Annotated in this window: 22 protein-coding genes, 2 tRNA genes and 1 pseudogene; 9 read left to right on the forward strand and 16 right to left on the reverse strand. The window is 71.6% G+C overall.

Annotated features, from left to right (window positions below; genetic code table 11):
* The 4 genes from ACIRS4_RS14565 to ACIRS4_RS14580 all read right to left on the reverse strand — a co-directional run bounded on the left by ACIRS4_RS14565 (nt 1) and on the right by ACIRS4_RS14580 (nt 3,781).
* On the reverse strand, nt 1–1,629 hold the full coding sequence (locus ACIRS4_RS14565) for a sensor histidine kinase (RefSeq protein ID WP_404194839.1): 1,629 nt from the start codon (nt 1,627–1,629) through the stop codon (nt 1–3).
* Nucleotides 1,626–2,366: a response regulator transcription factor gene (locus ACIRS4_RS14570; RefSeq protein ID WP_351094350.1), complete on the reverse strand. Its 741-nt coding sequence runs from the start codon at nt 2,364–2,366 to the stop codon at nt 1,626–1,628. Before ACIRS4_RS14570 ends, ACIRS4_RS14565 begins: the two co-directional genes overlap by 4 nt.
* A 196-nt stretch (nt 2,367–2,562) precedes the next feature.
* Nucleotides 2,563–3,435, reverse strand: coding sequence for a DUF2797 domain-containing protein (locus tag ACIRS4_RS14575; protein WP_404194842.1), 873 nt, complete (start codon nt 3,433–3,435; stop codon nt 2,563–2,565).
* Nucleotides 3,356–3,781 (reverse strand): HGxxPAAW family protein, encoded by a 426-nt coding sequence (locus ACIRS4_RS14580; RefSeq protein WP_404194845.1) that lies wholly within the window; start codon nt 3,779–3,781, stop codon nt 3,356–3,358. The genes ACIRS4_RS14575 and ACIRS4_RS14580 overlap by 80 nt, the downstream gene beginning before the upstream one ends.
* A gap of 113 nt (nt 3,782–3,894) precedes the next feature.
* On the opposite strand from ACIRS4_RS14580, the gene ACIRS4_RS14585 reads away from it, so the two are divergent.
* Complete coding sequence (locus ACIRS4_RS14585; protein WP_404194848.1) at nt 3,895–4,389, forward strand: MarR family winged helix-turn-helix transcriptional regulator; 495 nt, start codon at nt 3,895–3,897, stop codon at nt 4,387–4,389.
* Between the two features lie 129 nt (nt 4,390–4,518).
* On the opposite strand, the gene ACIRS4_RS14590 is transcribed toward ACIRS4_RS14585, so the two are convergent.
* Complete coding sequence (locus ACIRS4_RS14590) at nt 4,519–4,914, reverse strand: hypothetical protein (protein WP_404194851.1); 396 nt, start codon at nt 4,912–4,914, stop codon at nt 4,519–4,521.
* A 9-nt stretch (nt 4,915–4,923) separates the two neighbouring features.
* Nucleotides 4,924–5,652 carry a hypothetical protein gene (locus tag ACIRS4_RS14595; RefSeq protein ID WP_404194854.1) on the reverse strand — a complete coding sequence of 243 codons (729 nt, stop codon included), beginning with the start codon at nt 5,650–5,652 and terminating at the stop codon, nt 4,924–4,926.
* A 161-nt stretch (nt 5,653–5,813) separates the two neighbouring features.
* On the opposite strand from ACIRS4_RS14595, the gene ACIRS4_RS14600 reads away from it, so the two are divergent.
* Together ACIRS4_RS14600 and ACIRS4_RS14605 are read left to right on the forward strand one after the other, a co-directional pair.
* Entirely contained in the window at nt 5,814–6,452 is a 639-nt protein-coding gene (locus tag ACIRS4_RS14600; protein WP_404194857.1) for a hypothetical protein, read from the forward strand.
* A gap of 863 nt (nt 6,453–7,315) precedes the next feature.
* The gene (locus ACIRS4_RS14605; protein ID WP_404194860.1) at nt 7,316–7,897 is read left to right on the forward strand and encodes an HNH endonuclease; all 582 of its coding nucleotides are present in this window, start codon (nt 7,316–7,318) and stop codon (nt 7,895–7,897) included.
* Nucleotides 7,898–7,985: 88 nt separating this feature from the next.
* Here the strand turns inward: ACIRS4_RS14605 and ACIRS4_RS14610 are convergent, their stop codons facing one another.
* The gene (locus ACIRS4_RS14610; protein WP_404194862.1) at nt 7,986–8,456 is read right to left on the reverse strand and encodes an NUDIX domain-containing protein; all 471 of its coding nucleotides are present in this window, start codon (nt 8,454–8,456) and stop codon (nt 7,986–7,988) included.
* Between the two features lie 2 nt (nt 8,457–8,458).
* A complete protein-coding gene (locus ACIRS4_RS14615; RefSeq protein WP_404194864.1) occupies nt 8,459–9,202 on the reverse strand; it encodes an XRE family transcriptional regulator in 744 nt (247 codons plus the stop codon).
* Between the two features lie 119 nt (nt 9,203–9,321).
* Between ACIRS4_RS14615 and ACIRS4_RS14620 the strand changes: the two genes are divergently transcribed.
* From ACIRS4_RS14620 to ACIRS4_RS14635, 4 genes and pseudogenes are all read left to right on the forward strand, one after another.
* Nucleotides 9,322–9,552, forward strand: a complete 231-nt coding sequence (locus ACIRS4_RS14620; RefSeq protein WP_404194866.1) for a hypothetical protein — start codon at nt 9,322–9,324, stop codon at nt 9,550–9,552.
* A 248-nt stretch (nt 9,553–9,800) separates the two neighbouring features.
* On the forward strand, nt 9,801–10,244 hold the full coding sequence (locus ACIRS4_RS14625) for a glycine-rich domain-containing protein (RefSeq protein ID WP_404194869.1): 444 nt from the start codon (nt 9,801–9,803) through the stop codon (nt 10,242–10,244).
* 72 nt (nt 10,245–10,316) lie between these two features.
* On the forward strand, nt 10,317–11,153 hold the full coding sequence (locus ACIRS4_RS14630; protein WP_404194871.1) for a protein kinase: 837 nt from the start codon (nt 10,317–10,319) through the stop codon (nt 11,151–11,153).
* A gap of 38 nt (nt 11,154–11,191) precedes the next feature.
* Nucleotides 11,192–11,883 (forward strand): annotated as a pseudogene (locus tag ACIRS4_RS14635) (site-specific integrase); the annotation flags it as partial.
* 94 nt (nt 11,884–11,977) lie between these two features.
* Here ACIRS4_RS14635 and ACIRS4_RS14640 read toward each other — a convergent pair.
* Nucleotides 11,978–12,050: transfer RNA gene (locus ACIRS4_RS14640), tRNA-Arg, on the reverse strand.
* Between the two features lie 187 nt (nt 12,051–12,237).
* Nucleotides 12,238–12,328 (reverse strand) — tRNA-Ser (locus tag ACIRS4_RS14645).
* 156 nt (nt 12,329–12,484) lie between these two features.
* Here ACIRS4_RS14645 and ACIRS4_RS14650 point away from each other — a divergent pair.
* Both ACIRS4_RS14650 and ACIRS4_RS14655 read left to right on the forward strand, forming a co-directional pair.
* Entirely contained in the window at nt 12,485–12,976 is a 492-nt protein-coding gene (locus ACIRS4_RS14650; RefSeq protein ID WP_404194874.1) for an SSI family serine proteinase inhibitor, read from the forward strand.
* 257 nt (nt 12,977–13,233) lie between these two features.
* Nucleotides 13,234–17,958 carry a PAS domain-containing protein gene (locus tag ACIRS4_RS14655; protein WP_404194877.1) on the forward strand — a complete coding sequence of 1,575 codons (4,725 nt, stop codon included), beginning with the start codon at nt 13,234–13,236 and terminating at the stop codon, nt 17,956–17,958.
* A 111-nt stretch (nt 17,959–18,069) separates the two neighbouring features.
* On the opposite strand, the gene ACIRS4_RS14660 is transcribed toward ACIRS4_RS14655, so the two are convergent.
* The 6 genes from ACIRS4_RS14660 to ACIRS4_RS14685 form a co-directional block, all read right to left on the reverse strand.
* Nucleotides 18,070–19,725 carry a long-chain fatty acid--CoA ligase gene (locus ACIRS4_RS14660; protein ID WP_404194880.1) on the reverse strand — a complete coding sequence of 552 codons (1,656 nt, stop codon included), beginning with the start codon at nt 19,723–19,725 and terminating at the stop codon, nt 18,070–18,072.
* A 176-nt stretch (nt 19,726–19,901) separates the two neighbouring features.
* Nucleotides 19,902–20,450 (reverse strand): SigE family RNA polymerase sigma factor, encoded by a 549-nt coding sequence (locus tag ACIRS4_RS14665; protein ID WP_404194883.1) that lies wholly within the window; start codon nt 20,448–20,450, stop codon nt 19,902–19,904.
* 157 nt (nt 20,451–20,607) lie between these two features.
* Nucleotides 20,608–21,774 carry a lipid-transfer protein gene (locus tag ACIRS4_RS14670; protein ID WP_404194886.1) on the reverse strand — a complete coding sequence of 389 codons (1,167 nt, stop codon included), beginning with the start codon at nt 21,772–21,774 and terminating at the stop codon, nt 20,608–20,610.
* Complete coding sequence (locus ACIRS4_RS14675; protein WP_404194888.1) at nt 21,771–22,187, reverse strand: MaoC/PaaZ C-terminal domain-containing protein; 417 nt, start codon at nt 22,185–22,187, stop codon at nt 21,771–21,773. The genes ACIRS4_RS14670 and ACIRS4_RS14675 overlap by 4 nt, the downstream gene beginning before the upstream one ends.
* On the reverse strand, nt 22,184–23,104 hold the full coding sequence (locus ACIRS4_RS14680; RefSeq protein ID WP_404194890.1) for a bifunctional MaoC family dehydratase N-terminal/OB-fold nucleic acid binding domain-containing protein: 921 nt from the start codon (nt 23,102–23,104) through the stop codon (nt 22,184–22,186). The genes ACIRS4_RS14675 and ACIRS4_RS14680 overlap by 4 nt, the downstream gene beginning before the upstream one ends.
* A gap of 220 nt (nt 23,105–23,324) precedes the next feature.
* Nucleotides 23,325–23,639, reverse strand: a complete 315-nt coding sequence (locus tag ACIRS4_RS14685; RefSeq protein ID WP_404194892.1) for a hypothetical protein — start codon at nt 23,637–23,639, stop codon at nt 23,325–23,327.
* Between the last annotated feature and the right edge of the window lie 49 nt (nt 23,640–23,688).

The raw sequence follows: 23,688 nt of genomic DNA on the forward strand, positions 1-23,688 counted from the left end.
TCAGGCGCCCTGTCGCACCCGTGTGCCGGCCCTGTGCTGGTCCTGTGAGTCCAGTTGCCAGTTCGTTTCGGGCGCGGGCTGGGGCAGGGCGGGGCCGAGGACGGGCAGGTGCATGGTGAAGACGGTCCGGCCCGGCACGCTGTCGACGGTCACGGCGCCGCCGTGCGCGGCCGCCACGGCCTGCACGATGGCGAGGCCCAGACCGGTCGAGCCGGAGGCGCGGGAGCGCGAGGAGTCTCCGCGGGCGAACCGTTCGAAGACGTGCGGGAGCAGGTCCTGCGGGATGCCCTGGCCGTCGTCCTGGACGTCCACGCACAGCCAGGGGCCGCGCCGCTGCACCCGTGCGGTGACGGTCGTGCCGGGCGGGGTGTGCGTGCGGGCGTTGGCGAGGAGGTTGACCAGCACCTGCTGCAGCCTGGCGGAGTCCGCCGACACCATGGCCGGCTCGTCGGGGAGGTCGAGCCGCCAGACGTGCTCGCGGCCTGCGGCGCGGGCGTCGCTGACGGTGTCGACGACCAGGGGGACGAGGTCGGTCTGCTCGAACTGCAGCGGGCGGCCCGCGTCGAGGCGGGCCAGCAGGAGGAGGTCCTCGACGAGGAGGGTCATGCGTCCGGCCTCGGACTCGATGCGGCCCAGCGCGTGCCGGGTGTCGGGGCCGACCTCCTCGCGTCCGCGGCGGGTGAGTTCGGCGTAGCCCCGGATGGAGGCGAGCGGGGTGCGCAGCTCGTGGCTGGCGTCCGCGACGAACTGCCTCACCCGCGTCTCGCTCTCCTGACGCGCGTGCAGCGCGCCGTGGACGTGGTTCAGCATCCGGTTGAGCGCCGCGCCGACCTGCCCGACCTCGGTGTGCGGATCGGTCTCGGACTCCGGGACCCGCTCGCTGAGGTTCACCTCTCCGGTGTGCAGGGGCAGTTCGGAGACACGGGTGGCGGTGGCGGCGACCTTGCGGAGGGGGCGGGTGGCCACGCCGACCATGACGGTGCCAGCGAGTCCGGCGGCGATGAGGCCGGCGGCGGTGAGGCTGATCTCGACGAGGATCAGGGTGTTGATGGTGTTGTCGACGTCCTTCGTGGGGATGGCGACGTAGTAGCCGGAATCGTCGTTGAACGCGTACTTGACGCGGTACGAGCCGAGGCCGGGGAGTTCCACGGTGTGCGGCTTTCCGTCCCGGGAGACGGAACTGAGCGCCTTGATCTGGGCCTTGTCGAGATTCGCGGCGGTCATCGTGGGGGCGTCGGCGGACGCCACGCCCCGCTTGGACTCGGTGACGGAGCCGTCGACGACCTTGGCGGCGACCGTCCCGGGGGGCTGCGGCCCCTTGGTGACGAAGTCGGAGAGGTCGGTCACTCTCGGCCTGCCCTGCGTGGGCGCGGCGGAGGTGTTCGTGGGCCGGCCGGGCAGCGCCCCGAAGTCGCGCGGCGCCACCCGCGCCGCGGCCTCGGCGAGCCGTCCGTTGAGCTGGCCGTAGAGATGGTCCCGCAGCACGATCGTGGTGACGGTGCCGATGACCGCGCAGATCACGGCGATCAGGGTCACGGAGACGACGACGAGCCGCGTCCGCAGGGTGCGCGGCTGCCCGGCCCGTCTCTTCGGCGTCCTCTGCGTGCGCGGTCGCCGTCGCCCGCTCATGACGCGGCGGGCTTGATCAGGTATCCCGCGCCACGCCGGGTGTGGATCATCGGCTCGCGCCCCGCGTCTATCTTGCGCCGCAGGTAGGAGATGTACAGCTCGACCACGTTGGCCTGCCCGCCGAAGTCGTACGACCACACGCGGTCCAGGATCTGCGCCTTGCTGAGCACGCGCCGAGGGTTGCGCATCAGGAACCGCAGCAGCTCGAACTCGGTGGCGGTGAGGTGGATGTCCGCGCCGGCGCGGGAGACCTCGTGGCTGTCCTCGTCGAGGGTGAGGTCCCCGACGACGAGCATGGAGTCGGAGCGGCGGTCGGCGGCGCCGGAACGCCGGATGAGCCCGCGCAGCCTCGCCACGACCTCTTCGAGGGAGAACGGCTTGGTGACGTAGTCGTCGCCGCCGGCGGTGAGACCCGCGATCCGGTCCTCGACCGCGTCCTTGGCGGTCAGGAACAGCACCGGGACGTCCGGCAGCTCACGCCGCAGCCGGCCCAGCACGGTCAGACCGTCCATGTCGGGCAGCATCATGTCGAGGACGACCGCGTCCGGCCGGAACTCCCGGGCGGTCTGGACCGCGCCGGTGCCGTCGCCGGCGCTGCGGATCTGCCAGCCCTCGTAGCGCAGTGCCATGGACAGCAGTTCGGTGATCGACAGCTCGTCGTCCACCACAAGCACTCGGACGGGGCTCCCGTCCGGCCTCAGCAGTTCGGTACGCCCCTGGGGCGAGGTCGTGGTCATACGGCACACGATGTCGAGGACCTCTGAGAACACGCTTTCGGCTGTCTGTGATTTCCCTGAGAAACGCACAGCCGGCTCTCAGCCGAGCCGCCGACGCGGGGCGGAATCTGCGCCTGTGCCCCCTTTCCTCCCCGCGGGCGGACGCCGGAAGCCATGGCCTTCCCGATGAAGATCCTTTGCGTGGGCTGTCACCCCCTCAGAACAAGCCGTCCTGGAGACGGGCCCTGGCGAACTCCTTGACCGGCAGGGTGACTTCGGGACCCCCCTCCAGCGGGACGAGCCGCCAGCCCCGCATCAGCCGGGTGTCGAGCACGACCGCTCCCGCCGGGGACCCCAGATGGAGGTCGGGGCCCGCGGCCGCCAGGAGTTCGCCGTTCAGCATGCCGCCGGGGACCAGTTCGCTCACCTGACCCAGCGGTGCCGGTGTGCCCTCGAGCCCGAAAGCGCGGACATGGTCGACGGGGAGGAAGGGCTCGCGCCGCAAGGACTCGGGCCAAGCCGCCAGTTCGACGGCCCGTGAGTGCAACTCGCTGATCTCTGCTGCCCTTTCCTCGCAACTCGCAGCCAGCTCGGCGCGCACGGCACGCTTGTCGGCGTACGGGATCCGGTCCGGGACGCGGAGGGCGGCCCGCAGCAGCTCCTCCGTGCGCCGGGCGGCCATCAGCGGGCCGGCGCCGAGCCAGCTGAAGCAGACAGCGCCCTGCTCCAGCAGCCGGGCCGGGCCCCGCTCGACCGCCGTGATCCCGACCTTGACCATGCCGGGCCCGAACCACGCGAGATACACCCGGTACGGCCTGGGGTCGTCGGCGATCCCGTCGGCAGCCACCGAGTGCGCCCGGTCCAGCCGCGCGCACTCCTCGCACCGGCCCCCCGTACTCCGCCCCGGCACCGCCGCCCGCACCGGACACGGATGCCCCCGCGCCCCGGCGCACTCCCGCACACCCCCCTCGACGACCCCGAAGGCCACCCTCTTCCCCCAGGACAGCGGGCTACGACGCCCCCCGTCCCACATCAGCACGGGCCCCCGCTCCGACCACCGCAGCCCCGCGCACTTCCATGCCTGTGCCATCGCTCACCACCGTAGGCCCTGCCACTGACAACGCCCCCGCGCTCCCGCCGGCCCGCCGACGCCCGGCGAGGCGGCACCCCAGGCACTCCGGGTGGCCGCCCCGGGCATGCGGGTCGCGCACCCGCATCCCCCACTCCTCCCGGGGCCGCACCCCCGGCGGCTTGCCCCACCCCGTCAGGTGCAACGCCCAGGTGACCAGCGCGGCCAGGGCGACGATCACCAGCCCGACCGAGATCAGCGCGCCGGAGGAGACGCACACCCCGGCGCCCGCCACCGAGCCGCCGACGGCCGTGACGGCGACCCCGGTCCAGCCGGCGATCGTGTGCCCTTCGTCGTACAGAGACATAGAACCCTCACGCTCTAAGAAGTTGCGTTGCTTAACCTCTTACAAGGTAAGAGAAACCGAAAGCGGATAACAAGGAGCCAGCACCGAGAACCGGAAGGAAGCGAACCCCCGCGATGACAGCCGCCCAGCCCCCTCGCCCCACCGCGACCCCAGCCGAGGCGCTGACCGCGATGGACGACCTCATCGCGGCCCACCTGGTCGGCCAGCAGGAGATGGCCCAGCGCCTGGGCCTGAACGTCAGCGACCTCACCTGCCTCGGCTACGTCCTCCAGGCCGGCGAGGACCTCCTCACCGCGGGCGACCTCGCGACCCGGGTCCATGTCACGACCGGCGCGGTCACCGGCATCATCAACCGCCTCGAACGCGCCGGCTACGTCACCCGCCGCCCCGACCCCCGGGACCGCCGCCGCGTCCGCGTGGCCCCCCAGCCCGACGCGGCGGCACGCGTCCACGCCCTCTACGAGCCGTACTACGCCCGCCTGAACGCCCTCTTCACCGACTACGCCCCCGAAGAGATCGCCGTCCTCTCCGACTGGTTCACCCGCGCGACGGGCCTGGCCCACGCCTACCGCGAGGAACTGCGCGGTCAGACCGGCGAGACCCCCTGACCACGGGAAGCCGCCGGTTCCCGCCCCGCCCCGCGCACGGCGAAGCCCCCTCCGGGACGACCCGGAGGGGGCTTCGACCTGCTGCGGAGGATGTCCTCCGTCGCACCGGCGGTCCGTCGCCGGATCCGGTCAGCCGACGAGCCCGACGGACACCAGCCCACCGCCCGCGGCGACCGCACAGGCGATCCCGCGCTGCCACCACGTGACGGTCTCGGGGCGTCCGCGTGTCGCCAGGACCATGACGGAGTTGGCGGCGAACGCCGGGAGCAGGATGCCGAACAGCGCGAACGTCCCGACCGCGGACAGGGACAGCTCCACCCGCGCCATCAGAGCGCCGACAGCCATGGCGACGGCGGCGAGCGCGTACAGAGCACCCGACGCGAGCGTGATGTCGTCCCTCTTCAGCGGCACGGGACCGCGCCGCTTGTAGTGGTTCCAGTGACGCCGCTCGGTGCCGAGCCGGGCCAGCACCATGATCACCACCTCGACCGCGAGGGCGGTCACCGCCACATGCTCGATCGTCATGCCGTCACCTCACTTGCTGCAGGCCTGGGAGATGGCCGAGATCCCGATGAACGCCTTCACTGCCTCACGCTCCGCGGAACCGACCCGCTTGCCGTTCACGAAGCGCCAGATGATGTTCGCGGTCTTCTTCGCGCCGTACCTCTTGAACAGCGCCACGGCCCGGACGACCTTGATGCTGGAACCGGCCGGCGCGAAGCTGATCAGGACGGCCGCGATGGCCGCACCGCACTTGACGACGAACTTGGTCTTGTCCCACCACCCGAAGGCGGCGCCCGGGTGGCTCCCCTTGTTGCCGGTGAGCTGGGCGAGGACGGTGTCGCGCACCTCCGCGTTGGCGAAGACGGGCAGCAGCGCGGCCTGCGCCTCGGCGTCGCCGGGGTAGGCGGCCCGCACCAACTGCTGGGCGGTCGGCTTGGCGGGCAGCGCGGCCAGACGGGCGCGGAAGGCGTCCGCGTCCGGGGCGGGGCGGGTCAGCGCTATGTCCAGCGCGGCGGCGAACTGCTCCTCGGTCACGCCGAGTGCGGCCACGCTCTCCGTGAGCGCCGCGCCCTGTGCCTTCTCCGCGGGCGTGAGGTCCGAATCGTCCGCGGCCACAGTGGCGCTGACGACGGCCTGCGGCGCCGGCTCGGCGGCATGGGCGCCGGTGGCGGTGGCGAAGAGAGCACCGGCGGTCACCGCAGCGACGATCATGGCGCTGGTGCGGTGGAACGTGCTGCGCGGCCTGGTACTGGTGGTCATGCTCAAGTCCCCGTGTTTCATGTTCACTTGTATGAGGCGGTGTGTGCCTCGGTGGTCGAAATGAACGTATGACGTCGGTGATGACACGTAAAGGATCTTGAGGAAGATCAGAGCTGACGACGAGCGACTTTCGGCTCCGCCTGTCGGAGCGGTACGGCAGGATGCGGGCAGGAGCGTGGGAGGAGATCGGCGTGGGCTTCGGCTACAAGACGGCCTGGCTGGCCGTGCCCGGTGCCGGCAGCGGCGAAGTCGCCGACGCGCTGGGGCTGATCGGTCGCGTGGCCATGGACTGGGAGACGGGCACGGAGGCGGCCTACCGGCGGGGCGTGTTCGTGGCCTCCCCGGTGGACGGCTGGACCATGGCCCACGGCCGGATCCACCTCGCCGACGGACTCGAAGCCGACGGCCCCGCCCTCCTGTCCTGGCTCGGGTCACTCGGCCTGCGCCTGGGCGACCTTCAGTACTTCCACACCGACCGCATCGGCGAACTCCACGCCTGGGCGAGGGTGGAGGCCGGCCGGGTCGTCCGGGCCTACTGCTACGACGGCTCACGCGGCGACGTGCCCCTGCACCTCGGTGAGCCCACCGGGATCGAGCGCCAACTCGGCGTCGGGCTCAGAGGACTGGAGGACGGCACGGAGCACTGGACCGACTCCGACTGGGATGACTGGCATGCCGCCATGCCGCACGAACAGCACGTCATGACCATCGCCCGGCACTGGGGAATCTGCCCTCTGGACCTCCCCGAGCCGCCACCGACGCCCCACGGCATCCACGGTTTCCCACCCGGCACGGAGTAACGACCACAGCCACCGAGCCCACGAACCCCGGCGACGTCCCCCACCTCTCGCCCCGCCGCCGCCCACGCCGGAAACACAAGAGGCCCCGGATCTCTCCGGGGCCTCTCGCCTGTGTGCACTCGGCAGGATTCGAACCTGCAACCTTCTGATCCGTAGGATCGGGCAGGCTGCTTGGCGGGGGCTCCGCCTTCCTCCCGGATGATTTCTAATGATCGTGATCGACAGCCCTTGCGTGCCGTCGTTGCCGTCAGGGTTGCCGTCGGTTCCTGGACACAGCGGCCGCACCGCAGATGCCTGCCAACCTGGGGCTACGCCGGGAACCACGTGAGTGTCCAACTGCGTGACAACGCCGACGCACAGCGGCGGACAACCGCGCACACCTGCGGACCGTCACAGCAGGCGGGAGGAACACCAGCCCGAGGTCAAGCGCCCACCCAAGTTGCTTCGGGACGACAGGTTTGCACCCAAGGTCTACCCGCCACGCTTCCGCCGGCGCGGCTTGCTCTGGTCGACGACATGGCAGCGTGGCTGATGCCGGTGGGGGTGAAGCGAGGCACACACGGGCGAGGTCGGTCGGCGCATCCGCCGTTGTGGCTGGCTGTCGTCGGCTGGGGTTTCGTGCCACTGCTGTGCCAGATGCAGCGGTCAGCCACAGTCAACGAGGACATCAGACAGTGGAGTCGCTGGGCCTCTCACCCGTCATCGAAGCACCAGGTCAGCGGCACAATGCCCCAACCTCTCACCTAAGGCGGTGCTAGCAACCTGGCGCCTCGGGGCTCAACGCCCACCAGCGCTCGTCCCAAGTGCAGGGCCCGATGTCACTAGCGGGTGGCATGCTGCCGGTAGCAGCCAGAGGGAGGCCTATGTCCGTACCGAGCAAGTGGAAGATTGCACAACATTGGGAGAAGAGTCCGAGACGGCAGGATTTTGCACCGCACCTGCGTCTTGACGAGCCGTGTTGTTTCGCCTGCGGGTGGCTCTCTGAGCGATGGAACCGGGCGACTCTTCAAGCCTCATGGCAGCGGGCCAACCTCGAACGAGCCCACATCATCCCCAGGAGTCTCGGTGGACCGGACGACGCGAGCAACCTGCTCCTACTCTGTCGGCCTTGCCATCAGGAATCCCCAGACTGGGTAGACCCAGAGCAGATGGCTCGCTGGATCGCGACCAGAGAAGAGCGCCCCAGTAGGGAAGTTGAGACCTTCATGGCGTGGCTTGCTGCCGCCGAGAGGGCTCCGGATTTCAAAGACGCTTTGGCATCTGTTGTCGCGGAGGAGGGTGCAGCTGAGCGAGTATCCGAGCTCCTTCGAAGCCTCCTAGACCAAGCGGGAACGCACTTCGGCATTGGGGTCAGCCAAGGCACCCGCGTGGCTGTGCTTCAGGCGGCTGCAAATCAGCTCACCAGGCATGCACAGCAAGCAAGCTACAAGCCCGAAAAGTCCTAATCAGTTGACATCCAAGAGTGACATCAATGACTGCGTATAGCAGGTGCCTCGCGCGATCTCGCTCAGCCGAGCGGACCCTTGCGAACCATCAACCGAGATAGGGCCGCTCACGTTGCTCCAAGAAGTGCCGGATTCGTAGCCGTTGCGTGTGGTGCATGGGCAGTTGATCAATCTCCCCGGGCTGGACGAACCTCAGCTCCGTGGACTCATCCGATATAGCCAGCCGCCCGCCGATCACACGGGCGGTGAAGCAGACGTTGAACTGTCGACGCACCTCGCCGTCCGTGTAAGCGATGACGTGGCGCGGGTCGGTGTAGGTCCCGACGAGCCCCGTGATCTCCACGTCCAGGCCCGTTTCCTCCTTCACCTCGCGGACGGCGGTTCCTGGCAGGGAGTCAGTCATCTCCATGCCGCCGCCGGGCAGTGCCCAGAGATCGTTGTCTCGCCGGCGCTGTAGGAGGATGCGTCCCTCGTCGTCAGTGACCACCGCGGACGCGGCGACGACCAGATTGTTGGGCTTGGGGGCGTCCGGGTCGTCGTAGTACTCGGTGCGTGCCATGATCACTTCTCTCGTACCGGCGTCGCGGTCGCCCACACCGCGTCGAAGCTGTCGGCGTAGGTGTCGAACATGCCGCCTTTCCCGTTTCGGCGCAGGTGCCAGACAGGGGCGCTGTAGGCGTTCACTCCCCAGACATGGGCGTTGACGAGTGCCTGATCGTCAGCCCTGTAGATCGAGTTGTAGAGCGTCGTGGCGTGAGTCCGTACCTCGATGCCTGGTATTCCGATGAGGGGGCGGTAGTGCATCAGCGCGAGGCGGCATCGGGACTGGATCCCGTGGCCGAACTTCTCCTCGTCACCGCGCTGTTGGACGTGGGGGCTATCCGCGTCACCGACGGCGATGCGGACTGCGCAGCCCTCGGCCGCCCGCTCCCTCAAGAGCTCGTTGAGCCGCGGGTACGCCTCGTGCAGGAACACGGCCGCGTACACCAACACGTCGATCTGCTCGCGTGCCTGGGTCAGCATGTCCACGAAGGTGGAGACGGGGATGTCCGCCCGCTGGTCGTAGAGGGCCACAAGTTCCGGACTGACGGCGCGGGCGGGGCGTGCCTGCCTGAGCGATGGCCATAGAGCGTGCACGTCTTCTCCTAGCGTCTCTGCTGCCAACATGGCCGTGGCACGACGTGGCGTACGCCCCAGGTTGACCCATCGTTCGACGGACTTGGGGTCGACTTCGACCTTGTCCGCGAGGGCGTTGTACGTCCAGCCGCCGGCCGCCATGGCCGCACGTAACCTCTCGTTTGCCATTTCAATCTCTCCTACCAACCAGGGACGGCACTAGGGACGTTCTACCCGACGCAGGACGTCCCGAAGTGGGGTTTGTCCGTGGTTCCAGCGTCCTGGCGATCGGCAGGAAGCTCGTCGGCATGGCGAGCAACCAGCAGACCAGGCCAGGCATCGGCGAACTGGCGAAGGACAGTGCCAGCGGACGCATCGGCGTCGTCATGGGCAAGATCGGCGGTCGTGTGCAGATGCGGCCCGTCCGTGGTGGCAAAGAGTGGGATGCCATGCCGGGCAGCGTCGTCGCGCTCAGCGCTCGGGAAGAGCTGAGCGCGCGTCTGGGCGCCAGGAACGGCAACAGTCGGGCCGGGCTGTGATGCGCGCCGTCGGCCGGTACGCCGGGGCCCTGTTCATCATCTGCATCAGCGGTTCGTGCGGCTTGGTGATCGGCATGGCCCTCGGCACCGGCCAGTACTGACCGGCCGCCCCGAGCGGGTGCCACACACGGCTCCCCGTCCCCGCTCGGGGCCGGCCTCCAATCCGCTGTCGATCACCTTCGAGTCGGACTCGGCGATCTAAGCGGCAAGTAAGTGCCCTGCACCACTTCCACACGAGGAGACGGCACATGACAGCAACGGCGAACGTGCAGAAGACCGGTCGCGCGGTCGCGGGTGAGGAGCTGTTCGAGAGCCTCGCCCACTTCGTGGTCACCCACGACGGCGAGTCGGCCGAACGTGCCGAGCGCATCGCCGACCAGGCGGTGGCCTTCGTGGTCACGGCGGCCACCGCGACCGTTCCCATGGCCCCGTCGGACGACGTGGACCTCGGCCTCCACGCGCTCATCCTGCACACCAAGGAGTACGCCCAGCTGTGCGAGCGGTACGCGGGGCGCTTCCTCCACCACAACCCCAAGCCGGGTGGCGGGGCCCGTGACCCGGAGAAGGTCGCGACCTCGGCTCGTGCCATGAAGGCCGCCGGGTTCGCGGTCTTCGACGACCTGTGGACCGTCGACGGTACGAAGCTCGCGCAGTGCGACTCGGACTGCGGCCGTCCCTACGGTCAGAACTAGGACCTGACATCAGCGGCGCGGCCGGCCCGGACTCAGGGGCGGCCGCGTTCGTCCGGAAGGAGAACAACGACGTTGTCCTGCTCGATCCATGAAGTGCCGACCGTGGTGCTCGATGCGCTCGTGCCCAACGCGCGCCGCCTGGTCGTCAACCGGCGCGGCTCCACCGTGTGGGAAGTGTTCGGCCCCCGGGGTCACTACGCCGTGAAGGTCGGCTATCCGATCGAGGCCACAGCTGAATGGCCCGCACAGCCCTGGACCGCCCTCGCGCCGGCACGCGAGGGTGCCGTGCTCCATCGCCTCGGCCTCGACGAGATCGCCTACGGCGAGTGGGAACACGGCACCTGGAACTTCCAGCCCTGGCATGAAGGACCGGATCTCTACCGGCTGTGGGAAGCCTGCCGTGAACCGGACCCGCTCATCGCACCCCACACCAGTGTCGCCCTGGGGTGCGTCGAAGCCCTGGCCGAACTCCACCGCAAGGGCTGGGCTCACGGAGACGTGCAGCCCGCCCACTTCATCATCGGTGTGGAACGAACGCACCTCATCGATCTTGCCCTGGCCCATGGCGGACACGTGCCCCAGGGGTACGACTTCCCGTTCCGCGGTTGCCTCGTCCACTACGAGGCCCCGGAGATCGCCCGCAGTGTGCTCGCCACCGGAAAGGCTGAGCCGACGCAGGCTGCCGACGTCTACGCCCTCGGCGCTTCGCTGCTCATCTCCGCCACTGGTTGGCGTGCTGTCGAGTACCCGGACGACGCCCCCCGCCCCGTACAGAGAGAAGCCGTGGCGGACGGTCGGCGTCGTTCCGTGAAGGTGCCGGGTGAGCTGGGTGACCTGATCGAGGCGATGCTCAGTCATGCCCCCGAGGACCGGCCGACGATCTACGAGGTGGGCAATGCCCTGAGCTGATCTCGAAGCCTGCTCGTCGTTGGGTTGCTCATCGGCCGGAGATCAGCAAGAACGTGGCCTCCCTGGTCAAGGTCCCCAAGCCTCGCCGGAAGCGGATCAAGCCGTGGTCCGTCGTCGAGGCGGGCGCTTCCTCGCTGACGCGCTCACTCGCGAAGATCCGCTCTCCGGTGCCTGGGTCCTGGTGCTCTGCCTCGGACTCCGCCGAGGTGAAGTCCTCGGGCTCACCTGGAAGTCGATCGACTTCGAGACGGGGGAGTTGTACGTGGATCACCAGATTCAGCGGGCGGGCCGTCAGATCCTCCACCGGGAGACGAAGACCGAGGAGTCGGACGGCTTCCTTCCCCTGCCCGCGTTCTGCCTCAAGGCGCTGCGCATGCGCCACGCCCAGCAGACCGGGGACCGGAAGGCAGCCGGGGAGCTCTGGCAGGACACCCGCGGCCTGGTCTTCACCACGAAGTACGGGACACCCATCGAGCCGGGGAACCTCACACGCATGTTCGCCCTGCGGGCCCGCCGCGCCGGCCTCCGTGTGATCCCGCTGCGGAACACCCGGCACACGTGCAGCTCACTGCTCGTCGCCCTCAAGGTCCACCCGAAGGTGGCTCAGCGGATCCTCCGGCACTCGCAGATCGCGATGACGATGGAGGTCTACGCGGAAGCGAGCGAGGAAGAGGTGCGTGCCGCACTCGGCAAGCTGTCGGCAGCGATGGGCGGCAGCGAAGCGGGCTGACGTCAAGACCTGACATCAACCGTTGCTGTACTTCGCTGCTGTACGGCACGACAAAGCCCCCTCCGGGATGATCCCGAGGGGGCTTTGACCTGTGTGCACTCGGCAGGATTCGAACCTGCAACCTTCTGATCCGTAGTCAGATGCTCTATCCGTTAAGCTACGAGTGCTTGTCTGTTTTCAGTTTTTGTCTTCGCTCCCGGTCCTTTCGGCCCGCTCGCGGCGACAGGAAGAACATTACATGACTGCCGCCGCCATGTGAAATCCGATTCGCATACCCCTTGTGACCTGCGAAAACGCCCGGATCGTGGGGTAACGACGAAGCCCCGGTCGCGGGGACCGGGGCTTCAGGATCAGCGGAGGCGGAGGGATTTGAACCCTCGATGGGCCGTAAAGCCCAAACCGCATTAGCAGTGCGGCGCCATAGACCGGACTAGGCGACGCCTCCAGCACAGCCGCTCGCTCGTGTGCGAGTGGTGCGTGCAGATGATGACACAGTCGAGCGTCGTGTCACCAATCGGCCTCCACGGTACTAGGCAGGCGGGTCGCAGGGCAAAGCCATTGGGCGGCGCAACGTCCGCGCGCCGGTCGCGTTGGTCAGGTCATGTCGCAGGTCATCTCACGAGTCGTGTCACCGGGCGCGCCGCTGCGGCGGCTCGCCGTCACCGCCCTCGTCCTCGCCGTCTCCCTCACGTCGTCCGCCGTCTCCGCCGCCTCCGCCGGGCCCCTCGTACCGCCGCCTCCGTCTGAAGAGGACCGGGTGTTCGGCGATCACCTCACCGTCACCGTGCGCGACGCGGGCGCGGCAGCGGACGGGACGTTCGAGTTGTACTGCCATCCCGCCGGCGGCACTCACCCGGACGCCTCGGAGGCGTGCGGGGCTCTGGAGCGGAACGCCCGGTGGGGGACGGACACCTTCGCCCCGGTCCCGGACGACGGCGTGTGCACCATGCGGTACGGCGGCCCCGCCACCGCCCATGTCACCGGCCGCTGGGCCGGTCGTCCCGTCGACGCGACCTTCGACCGCGCCGACGGCTGCCGGATCGAGCGGTGGGACCGCTTCGTACCGCTGCTGCCCGCAGTGGGCGCGGACTGACGCCCGCGATGGCTGTCGGGGCGGGCGGTCGGGTTCCGTAAGGGAGGCCGGGGCGGGGTGTGGACGTCGCGGGGGGGTCACGCGGAGTCGTCGGGGGCGGTCACATGTTCTCCGTCACTTCGTCGTGCGAGCTCCCTCGCATCCGGCACCGGGAGCCCGATCCGAGCCCTTAGACTCCCTCGCGTGACACGCTGCGGGACGGTTGGCAAGATGGCCCGAGCGGTCGGCAAGGTGCGGTAACAGGGAGGAAGCGACTCGTGAGCAGCAGGCCATCCCGAGGCGCTGCTCGCCTCGCAGCCATACTGGACGCCCTTCCCGACGCGTTGTTGCTGGTCAACGCGAACGGGACCGTCGTCAACGCGAACACCATCGCGCTTGAGGCCTTCGAGACGCCCGGGACCGCCCTCGTCGGACGGGGCCTGCTCGATCTGCTGCCGCAGTTCGACTCCAAGCTCATCCCCGGCTCCATGCGACGCCCCGACCACATGGATCCGCGCGGACGCACCAAGCCGACCCGGATGGTCGCCCGGCGCACCGACGGCGCCGAGTTCCCCGTCGAGGTCACCAGCGCCAACCTGGAGAACGCCCAGCAGGCCTACGACAACCAGGGCTACGCCGGCGACGAGCTGCTGATGCTCGTCGTGCGCGACCTGTCGGGCACCGTCGACACCGAGGCCGAACTCGCGCGCTCGCAGCGGCAAACCGAGATGATCCTCCGGGCCGCCGCCGAGGGCGTCGTCGGCACGGACACCGACGGGCGGATCGTGCTCGTCAACCCCGCCGCCGCGCAGATCCTCGGCTACCGGGCGAGCGACCTCGGCGGCAAGGAGCTGCACGGCCTCGTCCTGCACTCGCGCACCGACGGCACTCCCTTCCCGTACGACGAGTCGCCGCTCGCCGACACCCTGCGCTCGGGGCGCAAGCACCGGGTGCGCGGCCAGGTGCTGTGGTCCAAGGGCGGGGACAAGGTCTCCGTCGACCTGACGACCGCGCCCGTACGCGACGGCGACCAGCTCGTGGGCGCCGTCATGACCTTCACCGACCGCCGGCCGTTCGACTCGCTCGCCGAGGAGAAGGCCGCCGTCGAGAAGCGGCACGCGGAGGCGCTGGAGAAGCTCTCCGAGGAGCACGCCTCCGATCTCACCGCGCTGCGCCAGCAGCACGTCGCCGAGCTGGAGGAGCTGCGCGACCAGCACGAGGAGGAGCTCGCCGCCGGCGAGGAGCGCTACGCCGCGCTGGGCGAGCGGGAGAAGGACCGCTACGAGGCCCTCGCCGCCCGGCACGAGCAGCTCCTCACCCTGCTGGGCCGTTCGCTGCGCGGGCCGCTGGACGAACTGCGCCGTGAGCTGTCCGCGCTCGCCGCCGACGACGCCGGGCAGCTGTGGCCCGAGGCCAACCAGGTGCTGCACCATCTGTCGGCGGGGTACGCGCGCATCACCACCCTCATCGACAACGTCCTCGGCTACCAGCGGCTCGACGCCGGCGGCGAGGGGATCAGCCGTACGAAGGTGATGCTCGACGCGGTGGTCGCCGCCGGTGTGGACGGGGCAGTCGAACTCGTCGGACCGGGGCGGGTGCAGTTCGCCGTGCACGCGCCGCCCATCGAGGCCGAGGTCGACGCGCGGCTCCTCGCGACCGCGCTCGCGCACCTGGTGGCCGACGTCGCCGGTGTGGACGCCACGGGCAACGCGCCCGTCTCGTCGGGCGGTTACATGGACAACACGGTCGTCGTGGCGGCCGCCCAGCGCGGCGAGGTCGTCCGGATCGAGGTGCGCGGGCCGTACACGGGCGGCGACCCGGTGCACGAGCCGATCGTGCGCGGGATCGTGCGGGCGCACGGCGGTGTGCTCCAGACCCACGAAGTGCCGGGCATGAGCGGCAACGCCTACGTCCTCGAAGTCCCGTTGGGCGGCGGGGCCGGCGCGGTGGTCGCCGCCCCGGTCGCCGCCGTGGGGTCCGCGCTCGCGCTGCCGGCGCAGGCGGGGCACGACGGTATGGCGGCGGGTGCGGGGGCGCTGGAGGCGGTGGCGCCCGACGGCATGGCCGCGGGCGCGCCGGAGTCCGGCGCGGGGCGGCGGCGGGCCCGGCGGTCCTCCGTGGACGCCTTCCTGGACAGCGACCTTCCCGGCGCGGCCGCGGACGGCGGCGAGGCGGAGGCCGCCACGCCGACCGGACGGCGGCGTCGGCGGGGGCCTGCCGCCGAGGAGCCGCAGGCCGAGACGCCGGAGGACCGGACGGACGCCTCCGGGGGCACCGGGCGGCGACGCGGACGGCCCGCCGAGCCCGCGGGCGACGACGCGGAGAACGCCGTCCCGGGCGCCGGTTCGGGAGTCTCGGAGGGCGCGGTCGTCACGGCCGCCGAGCACGCGGCGGGGACCGCGGCCTCGGGCACGGGGCTCGGCGGCACCGTTCCGCCGCAGGGCGTGCCCGCGCCGGCCGGACGCCGGGCCCGGCGCGCCGGTGACGAACAGCACGCGCTGCCGCCCGCCCTGCCGGCGGTGGCGGGAGCGTCCGCGTCGGGCGAGGCGGCGGACGGTGAGGCCGGCTCGCAGCCGACCGGACGCCGTCGGCGTGCCCTGGCCGCCGCGAACGAGCGCGCCGCCGCACAGGAGGCCGGGCCCCGCACGGTGTTCGCCCTGCCGCCGGCCGAGGCGGACCGGACGGCCGGGGACGAGGCCGAGGGAGCTGCGGGGGCGGTCGCCGGAGCCGACGGCGGTGCGGGAGCTCAGGCCGTGGGACAGGTGCCGGGGCCTGACGCCCAGGCCCCCATGCCGATGCCGATGCCCATGCCGGTTCCCGTTCCTGTGGTTCCGGTTCCTGCCCCGGGCCAGCAGGTTCCTGCCCCGGGCCCGCAGGTACCGGTGCCCGGTCAGCAGGTCCCGGTGCCGGGGCAGTCGGTGCGGATTCCCGTGCCCGGACAGCCGGGTCCGATCCCGGTTCCCGTGGCGGGACAGCAGGTTCCGGCGCCCGCTCAGGCGGTCCAGCAGCCGACGCCCGTTCAGGTTCCGGCGCAGGGCACGTCCGAGGACGCCCTGCTCGACCACGCTCGCCATGACGCCGCCCCGCTCGACCAGGCCGACGACCACACCCCTCCGCAGCCGCACCCGACGAGCGCGCCCACGGGACGTCGTCGGCGTGCCGTGGGTCAGCCGGCGGCGGAGGCCGCCGAGACGCCCGGCGTCGTGCCGCCCGGTGCCGTGCCGGCGCAGGCGCAGGCACCGGAGAACGGCGGGGCGTCGGCGCCGGCCGCGGGACAGCCCGTCGCGCAGGCCCAGCCGGATCCGAACGGGCAGCAGCCGGGGGGCGTCGTACCCGCGCAGGGCGCGGCAGGACAGCCCGAGCAGGCGGCGCAGCCGGCACAGGCCGCCCCTGCCGCGCAAGGCGGCCAGGGCGCCGTGGCACCCGGTCAGGCCGGTCCCGGCCGGCCGGCTCAGCCGCTGCCGGGCCCGCCGAACGCAGGGCAGCCGGCTCCCGCGCAACCGCCCGCCCCCGGGCAGCCGACCGCCGGCCGGCCCGCCGCCGCAGCCGGCCAGGACGCCGCCCCGGGTCAGCCGCTCCCGACGCAGACGGCCCCCGCCCCGGCAGCGCCCGCGGCGCCGGCCCCCGCGCCTGCGAGCGAGGCCGCGCCGACGTCCACTCCGAGCACCGGCACCCCGTTGCCCCCTGAGGCCGCCGTGGACCAGCCGCGGGTCGCGCAGCCGCTGCCGGCGGAGGCCGCCGCCCGGCCCGAGGACCCCAACTCCACGCAGGGACGGGCGATCAGCGTGCGGACGCTCGGGCAGGGCGTGCCGTTCACCCGGCAGGCCGCCCAGGTGCAGCAGGCGGCGCGTCAGGCGGCGCAGCCGCTCCAGCCCTCGGGCACGCCCGCGCCGAACGCGCCGGGCGGTTCCGGCCGGCGCCGCAAACTGGGCACGCCGCCCGACCCGGCCGCGCGACCGGAGCAGACGGCACGTCCGCACCCTCAGAACGAGCAGCCCGCCGTAGCGAAGGCCCCCGTTCCTAAGGCGCCGGCGGCCGCTCCGCAGGCCGCGCCCGCGCCGCAGCCGTCCCTCGCGGGCCAGCCGCTGCCCGGGCAGTCGATGGCCGGGCAGTCGATGGCCGGGCAGACGCGGCTCGCGCCCGGGACCGAGGGGATCGGCCGGTCGTACGCCATAGGCGCCCCGGACGAGAACGCCGCCGAGGGGCCCGAGCCGCTCGACGGGCCGGGCGGGGCCGTCGAGGTGGCGGACCCGCCGCGTCCGCAGCCGCTGGACGACGAACTGCCGCCGGAGCCCCTGGACAACCCGCGTCGGCTGCTGGTCTGGCCGGCCCCGGACGTCAACACCCAGCAGGCGCTCAGCGACCGCGGGTACCGGCCGGTGATCGTGCACTCCCGCGAGGAGGTCGACGCGCAGATCGCCGCCTTCCCTGCCGCGCTGTTCGTCGACCCGCTGACCGGGCCCATCACGCGCACCGCGCTGCAGTCGCTGCGTCAGGCGGCGGTCGCGGCCGAGGTGCCGGTGCTGGTGACGGCCGGTCTCGGACAGGCGACGCGTGAGGCGGCGTACGGCGCCGATCCCGCCGTGCTGCTGAAGGCGCTCGCCCCGCGTGACAGCGAGCAGCATCCGCCGCGGGTGCTGCTCATCGAGGAGCACGCGGAGATCGCGCTGGCGCTGACGTCGACGCTGGAGCGGCGCGGGATGCAGGTGGCCCGTGCGGCGAGCGACGCGGACGCGGTCACGCTGGCCTCGCAGCTGCGGCCGAACCTGGTGGTGATGGACCTGATGCAGGTGCACCGCGGCCGGGCCGGGATCGTCGACTGGCTGCGGGCGAACCAGCAGCTCAACCGCACCCCGCTGGTCGTCTACACCGCCGCCGTCGACCAGGCCGACCTGCCCCGGCTGGCCTCCGGCGAGACGGTGCTGTTCCTCGCGGAACGGTCCACCAGCACGGAGGTCCAGGACCGGATCGTGGACCTGCTGGCCCGCATCGGCACCAACTGACGGGCCGGCCCGCGCTCCGGGCGCGCGCGACGGACACGTGCCTCCACAACGCGTACGCCGGCCAGGGGCCCCGAGGGGTCCCGGCCGGCGTACGGCGCACGACCGCGAGGGTCAGAGCTGGGTGACGTCCAGCGCGCCCTCCGCGTACTGCCGGCGCAGCACCTTCTTGTCGAACTTGCCCACGCTCGTCTTCGGGACCGTCTCGACGATCGTCCAGCGCTCCGGGAGCTGCCACTTGGCGATCTTGCCCTCCTCGGCGAGGAAGGCGCGCAGGGCCTCGAAGTCGGCGGTCGCGCCCTCCCTGAGGACGACGGTGGCCAGCGGGCGCTCGCCCCACTTGGTGTCGGGGACCGCGACGACGGCGGCCTCGGCGACGTCGGGGTGGGACATCAGCGCGTTCTCCAGGTCCACCGACGAGATCCACTCGCCGCCGGACTTGATGACGTCCTTGGCGCGGTCGGTGAGGGTGAGGAAGCCCTCGGGGGAGATGGTGCCGACGTCGCCGGTCTTGAGCCAGCCGTCCTCGCTGAACTTGTCGGCGGGGCGCAGCGGTTCGGCGTCGGGGCCGTTGTAGTAGGCGCCGGCGATCCACGGGCCGCGCACCTCCAGCTCGCCCGCGGACTCGCCGTCCCAGGCGAGGCGTTCGCCGCCGGGGCCGGTGAGGCGGGCCTCGACGCCGGCCGGGAAGCGGCCCTGGGTGAGGCGGTAGGCGAACTCCTCGTCGGTGCCGACCGCGGCGGCCGGCGGGCGGGCGATGGTGCCGAGCGGGGAGGTCTCCGTCATGCCCCAGGCGTGGCAGACCCGCATGCCCAGGTTGTCGAAGGCCGTCATCAGGGAGGGCGGACACGCGGAGCCGCCGATGGTGACCTGGGTGAGGGAGGCGACGTCGCGGGGCTTGGCGGTGAGCTCCGCCAGCAGGCCCTGCCAGATGGTGGGGACGGCGGCCGCGTGGGTCGGCTTCTCGCTCTCGATCATCTCGGCGAGCGGGCCGGGCTGGAGGAAGCGGTCCGGCATCAGCATGTTGACGCCGGTCATGAAGGTGGCGTGCGGCAGGCCCCAGGCGTTGACGTGGAACTGGGGGACCACGACGAGCGAGGTGTCCTGGTCGGTGAGGCCCATCGACTGGGCCATGTTGACCTGCATGGAGTGCAGGTAGATGGAGCGGTGGCTGTAGACCACGCCCTTGGGGTCGCCCGTGGTGCCGGAGGTGTAGCACATGGCGGCGGCCCGGCGTTCGTCCAGCTCGGGCCAGTCGTAGGCGGTGGGCTTCCCGGCGATCAGGTCCTCGTACTCGTGGACCTGCGCGCTCGCGCCGGCGAGGAGGGAGCGGTCGCCGGGGCCGGTGACGACCACGTGCTCGACCGTCTTCAGGTGCGGGAGCAGCGGTGCCAGCAGCGGCAGCAGCGAGCCGTTGGCGATCACGACCTTGTCGGCGGCGTGGTTGACGATCCAGACGAGCTGCTCGGGGGGCAGACGCAGGTTCAGGGTGTGGAGGACGGCGCCCATGGAGGGGATCGCGAAGTAGGCCTCGACGTGTTCGGCGTTGTTCCAGGCGAGCGTCGCCACCCGGTCGTCGCCGGTCACCCCGAGGTCGTCGCGCAGGGCGTGCGCGAGCTGGGCGGCCCGGGCGCCGATCTCGGCGAAGGAGCGGCGGTGGGGTTCGCCCTCGCCGGTCCAGGTGGTCACCTGGGATGTGCCGTGGATCGTGGATCCGTGAGTCAGGATCCTCGAGATCAGCAGCGGTACATCCTGCATGGTGCTCAGCACGGCGTCCTCCCAGGGCGGCGACTTTGCCTACGCGGTGGTAACGGTTGCGCTGATTCTGCGCACATACCGCGCGGTATGTCACTAGGAGAGCGATGATCGATCAGGACTCGTCAAGGATCGGTCCCCGGATCGCTCAAGATCCGTTGAAGCGCGTCCCGAATCCCCAGTTCAGCGCGCTATCGAACAACGTCCAGCTCAGGGTCCTCCCGGAGCTTGCCGAGGGCCCGGGACACCGCCGACTTCACCGTGCCGACCGAGACGCCGAGCACCTCCGCCGTCTGTGCCTCGCTCAGATCCTCGTAGTACCTGAGGACTACCATCGCCCGCTGCCGTGCCGGCAGTCGCAGGATCGCCCGCCACATCGCGTCGTGCAGCGCCTGCTGCTCGGCCGGATCGGCGCCGTCCGGCAGCGGCTCCGGTTCGGGCAGCTCCTCGCACGCGAACTCGTCGACCCGGCGCTTGCGCCACTGCGACGTGCGCGTGTTGACCAGGGCCCGGCGGACGTACCCGTCGACCGCCCGGTGGTCCTCGATCCGCTCCCACGCGACATAGGTCTTGGCCAGCGCGGTCTGCAGCAGGTCCTCCGCGTCGCTCGGGTTCGCGGTCAGCGACCGGGCGGTGCGCAGCAGCACCGGCTGACGGGCCCTGACGTACGACGCGAACGAGGGGTACGGCACGGGCCGCCTCACGCCGTTCGACGCGCTGGTGCAGACGGGTGTGGTCATGGCTCCACGCTAGGTTCGCGCCCCGCCCGGCGGATCGGCCGCAGGTGCCGAAGCCGGGTCCGCCTCAGGTTGTAGGGGTGGAGTCGGCTCGACCTCCTGAAGGTGGACGGGAAGCTGACCGTCCCTGAGGGGGCGCGGTCCTCCCCCGCGCGGCCGGTCAGCCGTCGGCGACGAGCACCAGCCCCGAGGTCGGCACACCCGTCCCCGCCGTCACCAGGGCGCGCGCCGCGCCCGGCACCTGGTTCACCGACGTGCCCCGCAACTGACGTACCGCCTCCGCTATGCCGTTCATACCGTGGAGGTACGCCTCGCCGAGCTGGCCCCCGTGGGTGTTGAGCGGGAGACGGTCCTCGGCCACGAAGGCGGCGGCCTCACCGGGCGGGCAGAACCCGAACTCCTCCAGCTGCGCCAGCACGAACGGCGTGAAGTGGTCGTACAGGATCCCCACATCGATGTCGGCGGGCGCGAGGCCCGAGGTCCGCCACAGTTGGCGGGCGACCACGCCCATCTCCGGCAGGCCGGTCAGGTCGTCCCGGTAGAAGCTGGTCATCTGCTCCTGGGCCCGGCCCGCGCCCTGGGCCGCGGCGGCCACGACGGCGGGCGGATGCCGCAGCTCCCGGGCGCGCTCCACGGAGGTGACGACCAGCGCCTGCCCGCCGTCGGTCTCCTGGCAGCAGTCCAGCAGCCGCAGCGGCTCGACGATCCAGCGGGAGGCAGCGTGCTCGGCGAGGGTGATCGGCCTGCCGTGGAAGTACGCCGCCGGATTCGCCGCCGCGTGCCGGCGCGCGGTGACGGCCACATGCCCGAACGCCTCCGGGGTCAGACCGTACGCGTGCAGGTAGCGCTGCGCCGCCATCGCCACCCAGGAGGCGGGGGTGAGCAGCCCGAACGGCAGCGTCCAGCCGAGTGCCGTGCCCTCCGCCGACGGCTCCCGCTGCCGTACGCCCGAGCCGAAGCGGCGGCCCGAACGCTCGTTGAAGGCGCGGTAGCAGACGACGACCTCGGCGACCCCGGCGGCGACGGCGAGCGCTGCCTGCTGGACGGTCGCGCAGGCCGCGCCGCCGCCGTAGTGGACGCGGGAGAAGAAGGACAGCTCGCCCATGCCGCACGCCTGGGCCACGGTGATCTCCGGGCTGGTGTCCATCGTGAACGTCACCAGGCCGTCCACGTCCGCCGCCGTGAGCCCGGCGTCGTCCAGCGCCGCCCGCACCGCCTCCACCGCCAGCCGCAGCTCGCTGCGCCCGGAGTCCTTGGAGAATTCGGTCGCCCCGATGCCGGCGACGGCGGCCCGTCCGCCGAGGAAGTCCCGCGCACGGACGCTCATACGACGCCTCCGGCCGGCTGCTCGTCCCCGCCGCCGGGGACGGTGACCGTGACCGTGCCGGTGACGTGCCGCCCGAGACCGTTCTCACCCAGGACCCGCACCACCGCCGTGCGGCCGTCGACCTCCGCCACCGTCCCCCGCAACACCATCGTGTCCCCCGGATAGTTGGGCGCCCCGAGCCGGATGGCGACCCTGCGCAGCACCGCCGTCGGACCGAAGTGGTCGGTGACGAAGCGGCCGACCAGGCCGTTGGTGGTGAGGATGTTCATGAAGACGTCGGGGGAGCCCTTCGCCCGGGCGGCCTCCGGGTCGTGGTGCACGTCCTGGAAGTCGCGCGAGGCGACGGCCCCGGCGACGATCAGCGTGCGGGTGACGGGCACTTCCAGCGGCCCCAGCTCGTCCCCCGGCCTCACATCGCCACCGCCTCGAAGACCGGCAGCACCAACTCATCGTCGTAGCGCCTGAATTCGAGCCGTACGGGCATCCCGACGCGCACCTTGTCACAGGGCACGCCGACCACGTCGCTGACGATCCGCACGCCTTCGGCGAGTTCGATCAGGCCTACCGCGTAGGGCGGGTCGAAGGCCGGGAAGGGCGGGTGGTGCATCACGACGTAGGAGAAGACGGCGCCCTCGCCGCTCGCCTCGACGGTGTCCCACTCCTGCCCGCCGCAGGCGTTGCAGCCGGGCAGCCAGGGGAAACGCAGGGTGTCGCAGGCGGTGCAGCGCTGGATGAGGAGGCGGTGCTCGCGGACGCCCTCCCAGAAGCCGGCGTTGTCCCGGTTGATCACCGGGCGGGGGCGGCGCTCTCTCGGTTTCCGTCGCGCCGGCGCGTACTTGAGGATGCGGAAGCGGTGCGTGCCGACCAGCTCACCGGCCACGTGGACGTCCGTCCGGGTGGTGACGAAGTGCCCGGCCCCGAGGGCGGTCGTCTTGCGGGCGGACACCGACTCGATCACCGTGTCGAAGGCGACCTCGTCGCCCGGCCGCAGGGGGCGGACGTACTCCTGCTCGCAGTCGGTGGCGACGACGGCGGTGCAGCCGGCCTCGTCGAGGAGGGCCAGCAGTTCCTCGTACTCCCGCGCCCGGCCCGGACGACCGGCGCCCGCACGGTCGCCGCCTCCCAGCCCGTGCATGATCCACGCCTGGAGCATGGTGGCCGGCGCGACGGCCTCCGGTCCGGTGTACGCGGGGTTGGCGTCGCCCATCGCCTCGCACCAGTGCCGGATCATCGGCAGGTTGACCGGGTCCCGGCCGACGCCGGCGACCGCGGCGGGCCGGCCCTCGTACGCCTTCAGCCGCGCCTGAAGCCCGTCCGCCCCGTCACTCATCCTCGCCACCGCCCCCTCGCGTCGCAGAACCGTGCCGCGGAGGTTTCTGACTGTCCGTCAGATGACTTGCGCTGTCAAGGCCGTTCGCTTCCGCACGCGCGTCTGCGCGGCGACGCCGAAGCACCGCCGCGCAGACGCTGGACCCCCCTCATTCCCCGCCCGGCACGACGAGCGAGGGCCGGACCGACCGTGAGCGGCGACGCCGGGCCCGGCCCCCGGCTCACCACCACAAGGGCGGGAAGGCGATCGCCACACTCCTGTTGCCCTGATTGACGGCTGTGGAGGCTGAGCCCCTGATCTGCGCGGAGTTGCTCTGGTTCGAGGCGCCCGAACCGACGGCGTTCTGCTGCGAGGTCGAGGAGTTGCCGTTGTTGTCCCGCCCGACGCCACTGCCGACGACGTTCGCGACCCCCGCGTTCGACCCGTCGTCCGCGAAGCCGCCGTTGTCCGCCGCCGCGGTGCCGGTGAACAGCGCGGCTGCCAACGGGAGGGCGGAGACGGCGGCGACGACGCGGGCGGTGCGGATGCTTGCCATGGGGTTCCTCCAGAACAGGGGCTGCGTACCGGCTCGCGACCGGTACGTC

Source organism: Streptomyces sp. NPDC101166 (assembly GCF_044768125.1).
Lineage (GTDB): Bacteria > Actinomycetota > Actinomycetes > Streptomycetales > Streptomycetaceae > Streptomyces.